Annotated in this window: 17 protein-coding genes; 13 read left to right on the top strand and 4 right to left on the bottom strand. The window is 59.7% G+C overall.

The genetic code is table 11. The annotated features are described in order from the left end of the window. Positions 1 to 31: 31 nt before the first annotated feature. From BJD99_RS10425 to BJD99_RS10435, 3 genes are all read left to right on the top strand, one after another. Entirely contained in the window at positions 32 to 367 is a 336-nt protein-coding gene (locus BJD99_RS10425; RefSeq protein WP_084346722.1) for a heavy-metal-associated domain-containing protein, read from the top strand. Positions 368 to 666: 299 nt separating this feature from the next. After that, positions 667 to 1,245 (top strand): Chromate resistance protein ChrB, encoded by a 579-nt coding sequence (locus BJD99_RS10430; RefSeq protein ID WP_136171933.1) that lies wholly within the window; start codon positions 667 to 669, stop codon positions 1,243 to 1,245. Then, positions 1,242 to 2,393 (top strand): MFS transporter, encoded by a 1,152-nt coding sequence (locus BJD99_RS10435; protein WP_256895593.1) that lies wholly within the window; start codon positions 1,242 to 1,244, stop codon positions 2,391 to 2,393. Before BJD99_RS10430 ends, BJD99_RS10435 begins: the two co-directional genes overlap by 4 nt. A 186-nt stretch (positions 2,394 to 2,579) precedes the next feature. On the opposite strand, the gene BJD99_RS10440 is transcribed toward BJD99_RS10435, so the two are convergent. Next, the gene (locus tag BJD99_RS10440; RefSeq protein WP_084346799.1) at positions 2,580 to 3,617 is read right to left on the bottom strand and encodes a cation diffusion facilitator family transporter; all 1,038 of its coding nucleotides are present in this window, start codon (positions 3,615 to 3,617) and stop codon (positions 2,580 to 2,582) included. 29 nt (positions 3,618 to 3,646) lie between these two features. Then, a complete protein-coding gene (locus tag BJD99_RS10445) occupies positions 3,647 to 4,105 on the bottom strand; it encodes a metalloregulator ArsR/SmtB family transcription factor (protein WP_084346800.1) in 459 nt (152 codons plus the stop codon). A 129-nt stretch (positions 4,106 to 4,234) separates the two neighbouring features. On the opposite strand from BJD99_RS10445, the gene BJD99_RS10450 reads away from it, so the two are divergent. From BJD99_RS10450 to BJD99_RS10470, 5 genes are all read left to right on the top strand, one after another. Continuing rightward, the gene (locus BJD99_RS10450; protein ID WP_084346724.1) at positions 4,235 to 4,630 is read left to right on the top strand and encodes a GntR family transcriptional regulator; all 396 of its coding nucleotides are present in this window, start codon (positions 4,235 to 4,237) and stop codon (positions 4,628 to 4,630) included. Further along, complete coding sequence (locus tag BJD99_RS10455) at positions 4,630 to 5,487, top strand: ABC transporter ATP-binding protein (protein WP_084346725.1); 858 nt, start codon at positions 4,630 to 4,632, stop codon at positions 5,485 to 5,487. Before BJD99_RS10450 ends, BJD99_RS10455 begins: the two co-directional genes overlap by 1 nt. Beyond that, positions 5,484 to 6,536: a hypothetical protein gene (locus BJD99_RS10460; protein ID WP_084346726.1), complete on the top strand. Its 1,053-nt coding sequence runs from the start codon at positions 5,484 to 5,486 to the stop codon at positions 6,534 to 6,536. The genes BJD99_RS10455 and BJD99_RS10460 overlap by 4 nt, the downstream gene beginning before the upstream one ends. After that, positions 6,533 to 7,594 (top strand): ABC transporter permease, encoded by a 1,062-nt coding sequence (locus BJD99_RS10465; protein WP_084346727.1) that lies wholly within the window; start codon positions 6,533 to 6,535, stop codon positions 7,592 to 7,594. The genes BJD99_RS10460 and BJD99_RS10465 overlap by 4 nt, the downstream gene beginning before the upstream one ends. Before the next feature lie 94 nt (positions 7,595 to 7,688). After that, the gene (locus tag BJD99_RS10470) at positions 7,689 to 8,975 is read left to right on the top strand and encodes a competence/damage-inducible protein A (RefSeq protein WP_084346728.1); all 1,287 of its coding nucleotides are present in this window, start codon (positions 7,689 to 7,691) and stop codon (positions 8,973 to 8,975) included. 84 nt (positions 8,976 to 9,059) lie between these two features. On the opposite strand, the gene BJD99_RS10475 is transcribed toward BJD99_RS10470, so the two are convergent. Continuing rightward, positions 9,060 to 9,554: a hypothetical protein gene (locus BJD99_RS10475; protein WP_084346729.1), complete on the bottom strand. Its 495-nt coding sequence runs from the start codon at positions 9,552 to 9,554 to the stop codon at positions 9,060 to 9,062. A 382-nt stretch (positions 9,555 to 9,936) separates the two neighbouring features. Here BJD99_RS10475 and BJD99_RS10480 point away from each other — a divergent pair, with 382 nt between their 5' ends. From BJD99_RS10480 to BJD99_RS21505, 5 genes are all read left to right on the top strand, one after another. Then, complete coding sequence (locus BJD99_RS10480; RefSeq protein WP_084346730.1) at positions 9,937 to 10,443, top strand: hypothetical protein; 507 nt, start codon at positions 9,937 to 9,939, stop codon at positions 10,441 to 10,443. Between the two features lie 118 nt (positions 10,444 to 10,561). Then, positions 10,562 to 10,846, top strand: coding sequence for a hypothetical protein (locus tag BJD99_RS21270; protein WP_256895594.1), 285 nt, complete (start codon positions 10,562 to 10,564; stop codon positions 10,844 to 10,846). Between the two features lie 604 nt (positions 10,847 to 11,450). Beyond that, positions 11,451 to 12,725 (top strand): hypothetical protein, encoded by a 1,275-nt coding sequence (locus BJD99_RS10490; RefSeq protein ID WP_143542106.1) that lies wholly within the window; start codon positions 11,451 to 11,453, stop codon positions 12,723 to 12,725. A gap of 51 nt (positions 12,726 to 12,776) precedes the next feature. Beyond that, positions 12,777 to 14,189: an AAA family ATPase gene (locus BJD99_RS10495; RefSeq protein ID WP_084346732.1), complete on the top strand. Its 1,413-nt coding sequence runs from the start codon at positions 12,777 to 12,779 to the stop codon at positions 14,187 to 14,189. A gap of 138 nt (positions 14,190 to 14,327) precedes the next feature. Further along, positions 14,328 to 14,852, top strand: a complete 525-nt coding sequence (locus BJD99_RS21505) for an HNH endonuclease (protein WP_373270533.1) — start codon at positions 14,328 to 14,330, stop codon at positions 14,850 to 14,852. Positions 14,853 to 15,084: 232 nt separating this feature from the next. On the opposite strand, the gene BJD99_RS10505 is transcribed toward BJD99_RS21505, so the two are convergent. Beyond that, positions 15,085 to 15,597 (bottom strand): tyrosine-type recombinase/integrase (locus BJD99_RS10505; RefSeq protein ID WP_179142274.1); only part of this gene is annotated, 513 nt, incomplete at its 5' end.

Below are 15,597 nucleotides of genomic sequence, written 5' to 3' on the forward strand. Positions count from 1 at the left end.
CATGGGTATGCGCGCACGCGATCGGAGACCAATGAACACCACCTCCAACTCGGATCTCACTTTGACCGACCTCTCACCGAACAACGGCTGCGGTTGTGGTTGCGGTTCATCGCATCCCTCGACGGCTACTAAAGTTCCTCCGAGCCCAACCGGTCAGCAGTTTGCCGTCACCGGGCTCACCTGTGGGCACTGCGCGCGGGCAGTCACCACCGAAGTCGAAGCTATCGAGGGTGTCCGCCATGTCACCGTCGTACTCGTCGCCGGCGGTGTTTCGACGGTATCGATCGACTCCGCGTCGCTTCTCAGCCGGAGCCAAGTTGCCGCCGCGCTCGACGAGGCCGGTGACTACCATTTGACCTCCGACTGATCGAGCCGGGAACCCAGACATGAAGGCACATATGAGGCGTTCTGAGTCTGGGGCGTTCTGAAGTCTTTCCTCGGCCGGCGTCGGCGCGAAATATGCACTGCCCAATGCGAGCGCAGTCGACCGCCCACGGAGATCGCTCGACTCTGGTGGTTCCCCGCCGACGTGGCGCGGGACCACCAGTTCGATCACAGCGTGCTCAGCCACCTCACAGTTGCCATCATCGATCGCCATCCGTTAGAGAAAGAGTAAAAAGTAACCGGAGCACTCCTTTCAAATGTAGCCGCTGATACATTTACCTGGTGTACGACGAAGAAGCCTCTACCCACTGGCGAATAATCTTGACCCAGATCCCGGCCGAACCATCACGACACCGTGTTGCGGTATGGCGCGAACTTCGCAAGATCGGCGCATTGTCGATCGGCCAAGGCACCTGGGCCGTACCGAATGTGCCTGCGTTCTCCACCGGAATCGACCGCGCCCGCGCCCTGGTAAAACGTGCCGGAGGTGAGATCATCTTCCTCCACGCGAGCGGTGCCACCACCGAGGACGGTTCCCGGTTCGAAGCGATGTTCACCGCTGCACGCGAGGATGACTGGACCGAATTCCTCTCCGACTGCGCCAAATACAAAGCTGAACTCGACAAGGAAATCAGGATCCGCAAGTTCACCTTGGCCGAACTCGAAGAAGAGGATCAGAGCCTCGACCGACTACGCCGCTGGCATCGTGATCTGAAAGCACGGGATGTATTTGGCGCGAACAACTCCGAACGCGCCACAGAAGAATTACAAGAATGTGGGCAGCGATTCGAGGACTACTCCGAACGCGTGATCGCCGCCCTGCACGATCCCGAATCCATCGACAACAACCACCACGCATGAACAATGAAACCGCCGTGGAACGCTGGCGCATGTGGCCCCTGTACGCGGCAGGTTTCACCACGGCATTCGGCGCCCATGCCGTCGCAGCGAACCTCGTGTTCGACCTCGACAATCTCGCCGACTCTCTTCTCTACCTCGGCCTACTCCTGGCCCTCTACGACGGCGCCGAAGTACTCCTGAAGCCAGTCTTCGGGACACTCGCCGACAAGGTCGGAGCAAAACCCGTCCTCCTCGGCGGTTTGATCGGGTTCGCCGCAGCCTCACTCCTGTTCGTCCTCGTCGCCGACACGAACTGGTTATGGCTCGCGCGCCTGGGGCAAGGTGCCGCAGCGTCGGCATTCTCCCCCGCAGCAAGCTCCCTGGTAGCGCGCCTGAACCCGAAAGCCAAGCGCGGAAAAGGTTTCGGAACCTACGGCTTCTACAAGAGCCTCGGCTACACCGCCGGCCCACTACTGGGCGGCGTAATAGTGTGGATCGGCGATCTAACACTACTGTTCGCTGTGACCACCGTCCTCGCAGGCGTTGTTGCAATCTGGGCTCGAGCAGTCGTGTCGGCAGTGCCTGCACTTCCTCGTCAACGCCAAACAGTGGTCGATCTCGCCCGCCGTCTGAGCGACTCACACTTCCTGCGGCCCACCATTGCGCTCGCTGCTGCAACCGCAGCTTTGTCTGTCGGAGTCGGATTCCTCCCGGTCTCTGGCGCAGCCGCCGGCCTGGGGTCCATCGAGACAGGAGCAGCGGTGTCAGTGCTGGCGTTATGCGCTGCATTGACGCAACCACGCGCCGGCCGCGCCCTCGATAGCGGCACGATCTCCGCTACGGCAGGTATGGCCGCCGGGCTGGGTCTGACTGCTCTAGGCCTTGCCGCCGCGATGCTTCCCGGACTGGCCGGTCTCCTAGGTGCCGGCATCGCCATTGGAATCGGTACCGGCATCATCACTCCCCTAGCGTTCGCCTCGCTCGCTGCCTCGACCCCCGAAGAACGCATGGGCCAGACCATGGGTGCCGCTGAACTCGGCCGTGAACTCGGCGACGCCGGCGGCCCACTCCTCGTCGCCGGGGTAGCGGCCGCCGCGACGCTCACCGCAGGTTTCGGCGCGCTCGCTGCCCTGGTGCTGCTCATCGGCGTTGCAACCGCACGGCGGTGAGTATCCATATCCGATCCCAAACACTAGCAACGGAACTCCGCGGAGCACCGCGCGAAACTGAACGGAACCAGCGAGCACGGTACGCATACTGCGACCTGGAGGCGGCAGTCCACCGACGATCGACTCTCCACTCCTGCAGCAAGAATCGCGACTTGCCTGCTCTGCGGGAACGGAGCTACATGCTTCTCACAGGTGTCTGCCAGGCGTCTCGGACTCGTGGGCGGGGTACGCATGAATAAGAGCAGTCGTGAGCTTCGGAACGGTGTGGGTCAGGGTGTGCTCTGCGCGGTGGGCTAGCCGATGCGCGTCGACGAGACTGGTGGAAGGGTCGATATCGAGTTCGGCGTCAGCGTGCAATCGATGCCCTATCCACCGCATCTTGACGCTGCGCACAGCAAGGACACCGCTCTCCTGCGTCAACGCTGTCTCAGCTGCCTCGACGAAGTCCGGCTCGACACCATCCATGAGCCGCCGAAAAACATCGCGCGCTGCCGAGCGCAGTACAGCGAGAATTGCGGCGGTAATGACCAGACCCACGATCGGGTCGGCCAGGGGAAATCCCAGCGCCACACCGCCGGCACCGATCACCACTGCCAGCGAGGTAAAACCATCAGTACGAGCGTGCAACCCATCGGCAACCAGTGCGGCAGAGCCGATTTGGCGACCGACCCGGATTCGGTAGAGCGCGACGAGTTCGTTGCCGACGAACCCGACGATACCGGCAGTGGCCACCCAGCCGAGGTGTTCGATGGGGACCGGATCGATCAGGCGACGCACGGCTTCGATGCCGGCGATCAGAGCGGACAACGCAATCATCGCGACAACGAACAAGCCGGCGAGGTCTTCGGCGCGTCCGTAACCATAGGTATAGCGCCGCGTCGCCGCTCTGCGTCCCAGGGCGAAGGCAATCCACAGCGGGATCGCCGTCAACGCGTCGGAAAAGTTGTGGATGGTATCGGCGAGCAATGCTACCGATCCAGATACCGCGACGATGATGACCTGCGCAATAGCGGTCACTCCCAGCGCAATCAAACTGATTTTGACGGCACGGATGCCGATTCGGCTGGATTCGAGGACGTCGTCGATACTGTCGGCGGCATCGTGGCTGTGTGGTGCGAAGATCTCAAGCATTACCGAATGAACCTTCCCCGCACGGGCATGACCGTGCCCATGCCAATGCCCATGCCCGTGCCCGTGCCCGTGGCTGGGCTCCTCGCCGTTCATCTGGACTTCGTCGCCCCTGGGAGTATGTGTCATCGCCCCTCCTCCACTGAATGACGTTCGACGACCGCATGATTGAGCGAAGATGCTGAACTGGCGGCTGGTTCGACCGCATTGTGTGGGTGCAGCTCGCGCAAGCCTGCCGTTGCGCGGTGGTGTCCGGGGATGCCGGGGCCGGCATGTTCGGCATTGAACACAGCATCGGTGACCAGCTGCTGGACATGCTCGTTCTCGAGGCGATAGATCACCTGCGTGCCCTCGCGCCGTGTGCGGACCAGACGCGCCATCCGTAGTTTCGACAGATGCTGCGACACGGAAGGGGCCGGTTTTCCGACGCGATCGGCAAGGTCGTTGACCGACAACTCTCGATCGACCAGCGCCCACAAGATCTGGACCCGTGTCGCGTCGGCCAGCATGCGGAACACCTCGACAACAAGTCCGACCTCGTCATCGAGTAAGCGGCGTCTACATCCTGGACTATCTGCATTCATACGCAGATAGTAGCGCACGCGCCGCGTGGGCCGTTTCGAGATGCAGGTACTCGTTGCCGAAGTACATATTCCGGTTCGACAGCGTGTGCCATACTTATTCCACTAACAGACTAGTGGAATGTGAGGCTCATGATCGTCTACCGGATCGACCGGCGTTCCGGTATCCCCACGTATGTGCAACTCGTCCTGCAGACCAAACAAGCACTTCGCCGTGGCGAGCTGGCCGTCGGAGATCAACTCCCCACCGCAAAGGACGTAGTCGGCGCACTCACGATCAATCCCAATACCGTTCTGAAGGCTTACCGGGAGCTCGAACGCGAGGGGTTGGTCGAGCCGCACCCCGGGGTCGGGACCTTCGTCGTTGCCACTCTCGCAAAACCTGGCATGGCCGAGAAGACCGCTCTGCAACGAGAGCTGAACCGATGGTTGGACCGTGGCATCTCGGCTGGCTTGGACAGAGCCGACTTCGAAGCTCTGGTTGCCTCTGCGCTCGACTCCCGCTACCAAAATGAAGGAGAGCAGTAATGACCGACACGGTTCTGTCCATGGCGGGCGTCGACAAATCGTTTCGCCGCACAACTGTCCTGAACGACTGCACGTTCTCGGTCGAACGTGGCACCGTCACAGCACTTGTGGGGCCGAACGGAGCCGGTAAGTCGACGATCATGTCGCTCGCAGTCGGGCTGCTCGCCCCTGACCGAGGAGACGTCACCGTGCTGGGTCAGCGCGTCGGGCAACGCGGGATCACTCCCGGATTGTCCTACCTCGCTCAACACAAGCCACTGTATCCGCGGTTCACGGTCAAAGAAATTCTCCGCTTCGGACGAAGTACCAATCCTTCCTGGGACCAGGACTACGCCTCCGAACTGGTCGAGGCAGCTGAAGTCCCGCTGTCTGCGCAGGTTAAATCTCTATCGCCAGGACATCGAACGCGCGTCGCACTCGCGCTCGCTCTCGGACGTCGACCAGAAGTGCTTCTGCTCGACGAACCCCTCGCAGACCTCGACCCCGTTGCCCGACGCGACGTCGCGCGGACCTTGATGCGTGACGCCGCCGAGCACGGCACCACCATCATCCTGTCCTCGCATGTTCTCTCCGAACTCGTCGACGTCGCAGACCAACTATTACTGCTGCGCGACAACCGAATTCGACTTGCCGGAGCAATCGACGATGTCACCGACGACCATTACGTGCTGGTCGGGTCAGGTGATCCTGCAGCCGTCGCGAATCTCGGCTCGGTAATTGCCGAGGTCAAAGGTTCCGACGGCACTGCGTTCGTAGTGCGAGGCCCTCGGCCCTCCGCGGCACCTGGGTGGCAGGTCGACGACGCCTCACTCGACGACGTCGTGCTTGCACACCTCACAGTCAGGAGTGCGTCGTGATCTGGGTGACGTGGAGGCAGTTCCGCGGGACTATCCTGCTGGGAGTCTTGGCACCGCTGTTGCTGGCGACTGCCATCGCGGTATTAACTTTCCTTGCGGACCGCCTCGGGTCGAATTATGTGTTGTTCCGATGCTTCGGTCTGTCGACCACGACGTGCCTGACGGAGTCCTCGCTTACTCTTGCAAGCTTGGCAACCATTGCCCTGCCCGTCGTCCTCGGTGTGTTCGTGGGCGTGACGGCTTTCTCACGCGACATCGAACGCCGAACTCACGTACTGGGTTTGACCCAGGCAGTCGGGCGCATGCGGTGGTATTGGACGCGCGTGCTCGTCGTATTCACGCCGATCGTCTTGGCGATGGTGGTTCTGGGTTATGTGGTGCTGTGGTCCCGGTTCGGGACAAGTCCATTCGGGTCCAGCTTCGTCGACGCGTTCTATTCGCGCCTGGAATTCCCTACCTTCGGTACCATAGGCGTCGTTCCCGCCGGTTACACCGCACTCGGATTGGTCATCGGTAGCACGGCAGCGCTTTTGCTACGCAACACTATCGGCGCAATGGTTGTCACTATGGTTGCGACCGTCGCTGTCATCATTGCTTTTCCGAGTCTGGTTCGAGAGCACTACGCGACGCCCGAGGTGGACCGCCTCACCCTCGAGATGAGCGAATCCGGTCGAAGCGTCGCGTACGAGGTGGCCCCATCCGATGTGCAGCGTGCGAGCTGGATGGTCGACTCCTATTACGCCGACGTCGCAGGGAGGCGCATCGATCTGCCGTACGACGCGTGTTCGAGCGAGGACGACATCTGGCCTGATCCGCGCGAGGACGAGACCACCGCGGACTACAACGACCGAGTGGACGCGTTCTTGACCGTCCGTTCAGAGGCGCGCGTCGCATGTCTGACCGAGCTGGGCGCCGACCACTACGAGCACTTGCTGTTCGAGGACCGGATGTTGTGGCGGTTCCAGTTCACCGAAACTGCCCTGTGTCTTCTTCTTTCGGCCCTCCTTGCCGGAGGTTCGACGCTGGCGGTTCGACGGTTGCGACCGTGATCTGGTCGGCATGGCGTTTGAACCGGGCGCCTCTGCTGGTCTCGCTGACATTCATCGTGATCCTGATCGTGGCAGCGTTGACGGCGGGGATATACATTCCGAACTATCCGAATTGGACATGGTCCTTCGGGGGCATTTGTTCGCGCTGGAACGATGTAGGGCCGTGCAGGCCAGAAACAGCGTTGACGTTGTCGACGCTGTTCGCGGTGCTGCTGCCGTTACTGTTCGGCATGTTCGTCGGTGTCCCCACGTTCGCCCGTGAAGTGGATTCCCAAATGCACGTATTGTCGCTGACGCAATCGACAAGCAGGGTTCAGTGGTACTTCGCACGCATTGTTGTGGTCTTCTTGCCGATCTCGGGTGCAATGTTGTGTCTCGGGTTGGCATTGCACTGGGCCGCGGGTCCATCACGAGATTCAATGAGCACGAGTGGCAAGCCGTCCGTCAAGTTCTCGTTGTTCGATTTTCCGCACTTCGAAACCGCCGGTGTCGTTCTCGGCGCGTACACACTCGTCGTATTGCTCATCGGTAGCACTCTGGCACTCGTGTTCCGTAGCGGGATCATGGCCATGCTCGCCACGCTGTTCGTATTCCTTTTCGTCCCTGTCGCTTTCACGTGGATCGCACGTGAGCACTACGGAACACCCACGGTCCGAAGCGAGGCGATAGACGGTCTGTACCGCGAATCCGAATACCCTCCGAACCCGTACTACACCACGGACGGAACCTGGGTCATCGACGCCGGCTACGTCGATGCGAGTGGTGCAACTGTAAGGCCCGAAACCACACGCTGTCGGCCGCAGTACCAGGATGGATCCGGAGAAAAGCGTGCCGATGAGTCGGACGAACAGCGCGCGGAGCGGGCGCGACTCGACAGAACGAACCGTGCCGATCGATTCGATGCGTGTCTAAAGGACCAAGGCGTCGATGGCTTCGACATTCGCTACTACACCGAGGACGACTTCTGGCGGTTCCAAGCCATTGAAACTGGGCTGATGCTTACCTTCAGCGTCGCCATAGGTGCTATCGGACTGTTACAGGTCCGCCGTCTCAGCTGAACTCGAGGCGACCGGTCCTACTGAGGACATCGGTCGTCGTTACACCGGAGGCGGCTATCCGCGTAGATATGACGGTCGCCAGTATGGTCGAGGAATGACGGTGCGCGCGGGTGTAGTGGTTACAGGAAACGAAGTTCTGGCCGGACGGGTCACCGACAGGAACGGCCCGTGGGTAGCTCAGCAACTCTTGGAGATGGGAGTGGACGTTGCACACATCACGATCTGCGGTGACCGCCCCGAGGACCTGACGGCGCAACTGCAGTTTCTCGCGGATCAGCGTGTCGACTTGATCGTCACCACCGGAGGCTTGGGCCCGACCGCTGACGATCTCACCGTGGAGACCGTTGCCGCTCTGTACGACCGCGAATTGCACCTCGACGACGAACTCGAACAGCGCATCCACGCAATCGTGCAGCGATGGCGAAGCCGGTTGAGTTCTGCAACCGACTCAGAGCCGTTGCTGGCAGGTATTCGCAAGCAGGCAATGGTTCCGCACGGTGCGTATTCCATTCCACCGACCGGAACCGCCCCCGGTGTAGCGATACCTGCCGGAGACTCCAGGGCACTGCCCGCTGTCCTGATATTGCCTGGCCCACCTCGCGAACTGCAGGCGATGTGGCCAGAGGCACTCGATACCGCGCCGGTCGTCGAGGTCCTGGCCCGAAGCACTCAAATCCGTCAGAACACCATTCGTGCGTACGGGCTGTCCGAAGCCGACCTCGCTGCAACGCTACGGACGGCGGAGCGCCAGATCACGGGATTCGGCGATCTCGAGATCACCACTTGCCTGCAGCTCGGCGAGCTCGAGATGGTGACCCGCTATGCAGAGCCTGCCGCAGCCGCATACGCGGATCTTGCTGGTCTCATCGACAAACATCATGGCGCGCAAGTCTTTTCGATCGACGGATCCACCATCGACGACATCGTCGCGAACCGGCTGGCCGGCCATCGAATTGCCACCGCAGAATCGTGCACCGGTGGCATGATCGCCGCCCGTCTCACCGATCGCGCGGGTTCCTCGGCCTACGTCGTCGGCGCGGTCGTGTCCTACGCAAACGAGGCGAAGACCGGCCTCCTCGACGTCCCTGCCGAGATGATCGAAGAACACGGCGCCGTCAGTGAAGAAGTGGCGGCACAGATGGCAGAGGGTGCACGAAGCAGACTCGGCGTCGACATCGCGGTATCCACCAGTGGCGTGGCGGGACCGGGGGGCGGCACCGATCTCAAACCGGTCGGCACTGTCTGCTTCGCAATCGCCTCCGCTGACCGACCGACCATGACCCGCACACTCCGGCTCCCCGGCGACCGCGCGAGCGTGCGTGCGCTGTCCACGACCGCAGCGATGCACATGCTCGCCGACGCGTTGGCGCCTGTGAATTGACCGCTATCGTTCACGCGCGGTGGTCGAAGGCCAAGCAGAAGCGCCGGCTAATCCGTTTGCGAGTCACCTTGATGCTCAATGGATTCAGTGACTCGGTAACCGTTCGGTCGAGCCAGCGGCCAAGGCAACAGTGACATGGTCGATACCCTCCCTCACGATCCGGCGGTAGCTGTCGTCGGAAAGCGCTCCCAGCCGACGCTTCGCTTCATCCAAGTGCCGCGCGGCAGCGGCAAACGAACTGAGCCGACGGTAGTTATCGGCCAAATTGAGATGCAGCGAGGGATAGAACCCAGCGACGTTCAACGACGCATGGTGCGCCTCGACGCGGTCGTCGGTCAGCATGTCTGCGGCGTCCAACGCACGGATATCCCAGGTCAGCGCCTCCGCCGCATCGTCGCACACGTCCGCCAAATAGTGGCCGATCGTGCATCGATGCAACGGATCGCCGCCAGCACCGACGCGCTCCCACAGCGCGAGCAGCCGGTCGCGCCGATCGGCCACCCCCGCGGTCTGCATCGCCACGGCGATAGCCGCCATCGTCTCGTCTGGTCCAGTGCCATTGTCGGTGGGGTCTCCCATGGCGGACAACCTAGCCAGCACCACCGACAGAATCCCCGAACCCGCGGATCAGCAACACCCCGGTAAACACCGATGCGCATGACTCCCGAACCGTTGGAATCGCTCGCCCTACTTCTTGACACGACGATAGGTACTCCCCTGGCAAGTGCGCCGGGTCTGGCCGCGGTCGGCCGAGCCGCGGGCCGAGCGGAACGCAGATAGGCAACGTCTCTGAGTTCATTTCGCATGTGCTGCAACCATTCTGGTGGGACGCTACATTCTTCAGCCCGCCGCACGACTCGAACAGCAACAGTGGACAGAACTGGCTGCCTACGCCGATGCTCTACCGTAAAACTCCCCAGCGAACCTTGATTGACCTAGTTGACCGCAGTACCGTGATGGGATGAGCACGCCGCTGCAGGACCTCGTTGCCGCTGAGCTCGCGGCAAGCGGACTCGACCAAATCGAGCTGAATCTGAGCGATGTCGCATACGTCGAGAACGGCATCCGCCGCGTGCTGTCCGGTCTGAAAGCGCGCCGCGCCTGGGAGAACCACATCGGCGCGATCCTCACGCACAAGCAGGTCCTGGACGTGACCGGCTGGACGAAACAAGCACTGAGTCAGGCAGTTCACGATCACCGAGTACTGCGATTGGTCGCCGCAGACGGCTCGGTGGGATATTCAGTTGCCGGGTTCGACGATGTGCTTCCCGCACGACCGATCCTCGGAATCAAAGAGGTACTACGGGTCTGGGTAAGCGCCGACACCGGCGGGTGGATGGTCGCGTCGTGGCTGATGACCGAACAACCCGAACTCGGTGGCCGCACCTCCCGGCAGGCGTTGCTCGACGGTGACGGATCGTCGGTCGCTGATCTTGCCCGCGCAGCGACCGAGCAACTCGCCGCGTGAGCGAAACCCGCACCGCACTGCACCTCCCCCACCGGATCACCTCAGTGATCGCTTCCCCGACTTCGAGGTTCAGGCCGACACGGAGGTGTTTCGCTGCCACAGCGTTACCCGCGGGCCTTTGTGGTTCGCCAACGGCGGGCATGGACGTTTCGATCTCGCCGACCCGGACGGCACCTGCTATACCGTCGAGTCCGAACAGATCACCCTTCTCGAAACCTGGGGCGGGATGCGGGTCGTCCCGAGCACCGAACTCACCGCACGCGCGGTCACACGGTTGGAGATAGTCGACTCACGTTCGCTCGCGGATCTGACATCGAACACTGCCACGCAATTCGGCGTCACCGCAGAGAACTTCAGTACCGGGAACTATCAGGCTGACACAGCTATGGGCATCGGCGCTTAGCAGTGCAGTGTTTTCCGGGATCCGGTACTGGGCCCGGCACGACCTCGCGCACACCTACGCCTGCACGGCCAGTTCGGTACCTCCGGCGCCCACTCATCAACGACTGAGGGTCAAGGAACTACGAAGTGACCGAGACCGACAATCTCTCCGAACGACCGGACCTTATCGACGCACTAAAACGCGACACCGGCATCACCGTTCTTCCCGTTCCACCGTCTCTCTGAGGCGGCTAGGACTGACGAGCATGCAGGGAGCTGTTGACATGCGTACCATTATTCGAACGGTATACATCGGATGGGTTGGGGTCATTCGAACAGCGGACGGCCTCGGTCGGCGCGGATGCTGCGTAAACGACAGTTACCGCACCGTCAAGATGTGTTGACGAAGCAACTGGGACCGATTGCTGGCGAATGTACAACGCCAGCTCTCGCGCCCGCGTTGCTTCTACGAGTGGCTGGTGCCTCGGTGTGACACGTAAGCCGCTACAAGGCCCCACGTCACTGGATTAGCTAGGATCGCAGTATTTGGTGTGAGAGCTGACAAACCAACCCGGCCGTCGGATCCGATCCAACAAGGCCATGACGCTGAGAAAGGTGGTCTGGCAATGAATTCGTGGTTCGAAACCGACACCTTTGCAGGCTGTCTGGCTTTGTCGCTAAATCTGCCGCTACTCGTCCCCTTAGCCAATATGATCCCCGTCGACATCGATACTGAACGGCTGCAGCGCAGTGGATACCGCGACGTTCCGATCGACGCATCATGGCTGAGGCTACCTACTACTATCCGACTGTTCTGGTTCGCATTTCCGACACCCATACCTGATCTCACCACCACGACGGACCATTCCGCACGTGCGCTTGGACACGTGACAGGGGCCGAAGCGCCACCGGGGTTCTCTATGCCGCGCCCTGGTATGACGTCGGTGGTGATCGCCCTAATTCCTGTTGTGACGCGGGTTCCGCAATCACTCCCGCTGGCATCCAGCGGACAGTTTGGGCCGCTTGATGCTGCTGTGTGGGCAATAGCTGATCTGGTGCGTGCGGCTCGTTTGCTTGACGACATGCCACCGCTACCAGATGTGACAGTGCAATCTCTTCCTGGACAGTCGATTCCGGTCGCGCATGCATGCGTTAGAGACGACACGCTGATCTGGAATGACGAGGTGTGGCGCCACCGTCTCGATGGCCCCATGGTCGAAGTGACTACATACCGCGATTCTCCACTAGCGGCCGTGGATCAGCAGCGGCTACTGGACTCGTTCGCGGACCTCCGCGTTCGATCTCCGTCTTACGTCCTGTACGACCTGTTGGGCCGCGCCGACGCAGCCATGGATGCGGGACAACCGGAAAACGCAGTCATTGGTTACGCGATCACCTGCGAATACTTCATCACAAATCTAGCTCTTGCGCTGGCCTGGGAAACCGCCAACTCTAGCAGCGACGCTGCCATCGAAGCCGCCGCAACGGCTCTGAAGCCCTGGGCAGCCTCTGTCGAGAACTTGCTCGAACGGTGCAGCCCAATCGGCGAAGGACGTTGGAACGCCAACGACGTTACCGTTGCAGCATGGTTGACAGATGTAGTGCACATTCGCAACCGACTTGTCCATCGAGGCGAGAACACAACGATGCACCACTCTCGGTGGGCGCGCGAAGCCGCTCTCGGCCTTATTGAGATGGTCAAGAGGCGTCTCATGTCATCCACAAAATTTCCCAAGGCTAGAGCACAGTTCACTGGCCAGCTCAGCGTCAAGCGGTGGTCCTCTAACCGACGCCGCACGGATCACGAGCAGCGCCTTGCAAATCGACATGCCTATATTGCGCAGAGCGAGTCGTTCCGGGAGTGGCGAGACCGGGTCTACGCAGAGGACCCGCGCGACTAGCTTGATAGTCGTGCGGCTGGCAGTGACCACATTTGCGGTTACTATCTAGCGGTGGCGACTCATAGCAACGTGTACCCAGGAGGGCCCCCGGAGACAGAGTTCCGACGTCTGACTCTTTCCGGTTTCCGGCAGTTCGGGGTCATCGATCTTGACCTATCCAAACGGTTGACTATTCTAACGGGTGCCAATGGGGCGGGTAAGACAACTCTTCTTGGAATTTTGGGATCTCATTTCAACTGGCACGCATCTTTGCTGGCGAACCCGAGACGAAAAGCCCACGGTTCGTCTGCGTACACCCTCGACGTTGGTCGGCCGGACGAGCTTGATTTAGTCGGTTTGCTCGTGGGATTAGAGCCGGACAAAATCCAAACGATAAAAGAAATTTTAGAAAAACCGATTAGCGCGCCCGATTCAAACGGCTATCCTCCAGGGCATCCGGGAGGATATTCACCCGCCGACGATTCTACCAAGATTGGCCAACTTCAGTATATGGCCGGCCCAGATGGGGATCTGTTAGTGCCCAAAAACCTGTACTCGCTCCAGTACAATATCAATGTTTCTCCTCAAGGCAACGTTCCTGGCGTATACCTCTCGTCTCATAGAACGCTAAACTACTATCAGCCTGTCACCTCAATCCCCGCTGAATTTGCACGCGCGGAACAGATTTTTTCGGAATACACCAATGAACTGCGTTCTGCGGTTTTTGGGGGAAGAAGCGAAAAATCCAGCATGATGCGGATGAAAGAGTCTCTACTGGCGGCCGCTATCTATGGCGAGGGTAATAGTTCGGTAAGGGCTAGCTCGGATGCCCAAACCGTTTGGCGTGGTTTCCAAGAAGTACTATCCAAGTTATTTCCGCCTGAAATTGGATTTCAGCGGCTAGTGGCCGATCCCCCAGAGATACTCATCGAGACCACGGCGGGTGAATTTTCAATTGATTCGCTATCTGGCGGCCTGAGTGCGATCTTTGAGCTGGCTTGGCAAATCCACCTTAGAGCTGCAAGTGATACTAGAAGTCATTTCACCGTGTGTTTCGATGAACCAGAAAATCACCTGCACCCTTCATTGCAGAGGACATTAATGCCAGCGCTGCTCCGGGCCTTCCCGAATGTTTCTTTCATCGTCGCGACACACAGTCCATTCATTACGGGCTCGGCGAAAGATGCGGCCGTTTATGCCCTGCAGTTTAATGGCGAGGGAAAGGTTGTGTCTTTAGAGTTAGACTTCGAGAACAAGGCTAAATCTGCCGAGAAAGTGCTTACTGACGTTTTGGGAGTCACTAGCACGTCGCCAATATGGGCGGAAGAGAAGTTCAATAGCATTATTGAAAAGTATTTGGAGTTTGACATGACTCGGTCGAACCTGTTGAGCTTGCGCAGTGAGCTGGAAGACAATGGTCTGGGTGAAGAACTTCCAATGGCTGTCGAAGCCCTTCTGGGTTCCACGCAGAACCCGGGAGTATAGTTGCGAAAAATTGCTAAGCTTCCTAAGCCCCCCATACTGCAGACAAACGAGGATCTGTGGACTAAAGAATACTTAGAAGCAATCAAGTCTGATTCGAAGTCGCCAAGCAGGTGGCGGGATAAAAGAATTCGGTCGGTTTTGAATCTAGAGACTTCCGAGCGGTGCGCGTACTGCGACTCAGAGATGCTGTCCGTTTCCTTTGGTGACGTCGAGCACATAAAGCCTAAGTCAAAGTTCCCAGACGAGGTTGTAAAATGGTCAAATCTCACGTTAGCTTGCCAGAGGTGTAACAACGCAAAACTGGACTACTACTCCGATGTAGAATCAATTTTAAATCCGTACATCGACGATCCATTGGATCACTTGATTTTCGCCGGAGATCTAATATATCACAAGCCAGGTTCAGTAATGGGATATACGACGGTTTCGCAGCTAAAGCTTTCGCGCTTAGAGCTCGTTGCAGCGAGACGACGCCGTCTCGATCTGATCGCAACGCAGTTGAGGAATATCGAGGTGGCGCCGAACTGCGAAATTGCTTCAACGCTACGAGAAATGCTTTTGGACGACTACAAATCTGGTGAGTTTAGAAACTCGGTGCGAAGCATATTGTCGATGCATGGATTTCCCGCTACTGAACTGGATGATTCTCCAGTCATTGTTTAGCTGTCAACGGGCAGAGTATCTGCCGCGTTAAACAACGCTTATAGCGTTAATCTGCTCTAACTTAAGAGTCTGGGTTGAGTTTTATTCTCCATTTTAGGCGAGACTTAAGAATATACGTCGAGTTGCACCAAGATTTCGCGAGACCTTTGCAGATGATTTGCAGTCAGCGCAAATGAAACGTTGAAAATCTGTCCGACCAAAAGATTCTTTCTAAAGTACCTGCACTTCGTCGTCACAGGCCGATGTCGCTGACGGCGTTGCCGACCAGCGGGGCGTGTTCACGGCGGTATACCTCCACGGAATCGAGGCTTGCGTGGCCGGTTTGGCGGGCGATGGCGGATCCGTCGGCGCCGTTGCGGGTGCCTTGGGTGACGAAGCCAGCGCGGAGCGAATGCCCGCCCAGTTTGCTCAGTGCGGTGGGGTCGTAGCCGGCGTGTTCAGCACGCCTACGGATGGTCTGGTGAATCGCAGCTCCGGACAGAGCCGTGGCACCGAGGTTGCCGTTCTTCGCGACCGCCCGGAGCAACGGTGCCCGAGCTACAGTTCGCGGCACTCCCCTACGGCACACATGCCCGTCGAACGACTCAGGCTTTCGGAGTAGGCGGATCACCGACGGCCGCCCGCCGACATCGAATGCCGCGACGACCTGAGCCTGGCGTGTCCCCGGCGAACGGGGCCACCCTGTTTTAGAGTCTTGTTGCCCATGAGCTGGGCGGATAGGACTATGGAGAACATGGCTGGACGG

The sequence above is a fragment of the Rhodococcus sp. 1163 genome (assembly GCF_002091985.1).
Classification (GTDB): domain Bacteria; phylum Actinomycetota; class Actinomycetes; order Mycobacteriales; family Mycobacteriaceae; genus Rhodococcoides.

Bases quoted from the DNA above. Each gene is read 5' to 3' on its own strand.
- BJD99_RS10425 (WP_084346722.1), top strand. From the start codon at position 32: ATGAACACCACCTCCAACTCGGATCTCACTTTGACCGACCTCTCACCG.
- BJD99_RS10475 (WP_084346729.1), bottom strand. From the start codon at position 9,554: ATGGGAGACCCCACCGACAATGGCACTGGACCAGACGAGACGATGGCG.
- BJD99_RS10435 (WP_256895593.1), top strand. From the start codon at position 1,242: ATGAACAATGAAACCGCCGTGGAACGCTGGCGCATGTGGCCCCTGTAC.
- BJD99_RS10440 (WP_084346799.1), bottom strand. From the start codon at position 3,617: ATGAACGGCGAGGAGCCCAGCCACGGGCACGGGCACGGGCATGGGCAT.
- BJD99_RS10470 (WP_084346728.1), top strand. From the start codon at position 7,689: ATGACGGTGCGCGCGGGTGTAGTGGTTACAGGAAACGAAGTTCTGGCC.
- BJD99_RS10445 (WP_084346800.1), bottom strand. From the start codon at position 4,105: ATGAATGCAGATAGTCCAGGATGTAGACGCCGCTTACTCGATGACGAG.
- BJD99_RS10490 (WP_143542106.1), top strand. From the start codon at position 11,451: ATGAATTCGTGGTTCGAAACCGACACCTTTGCAGGCTGTCTGGCTTTG.
- BJD99_RS10450 (WP_084346724.1), top strand. From the start codon at position 4,235: ATGATCGTCTACCGGATCGACCGGCGTTCCGGTATCCCCACGTATGTG.
- BJD99_RS10480 (WP_084346730.1), top strand. From the start codon at position 9,937: ATGAGCACGCCGCTGCAGGACCTCGTTGCCGCTGAGCTCGCGGCAAGC.
- BJD99_RS10455 (WP_084346725.1), top strand. From the start codon at position 4,630: ATGACCGACACGGTTCTGTCCATGGCGGGCGTCGACAAATCGTTTCGC.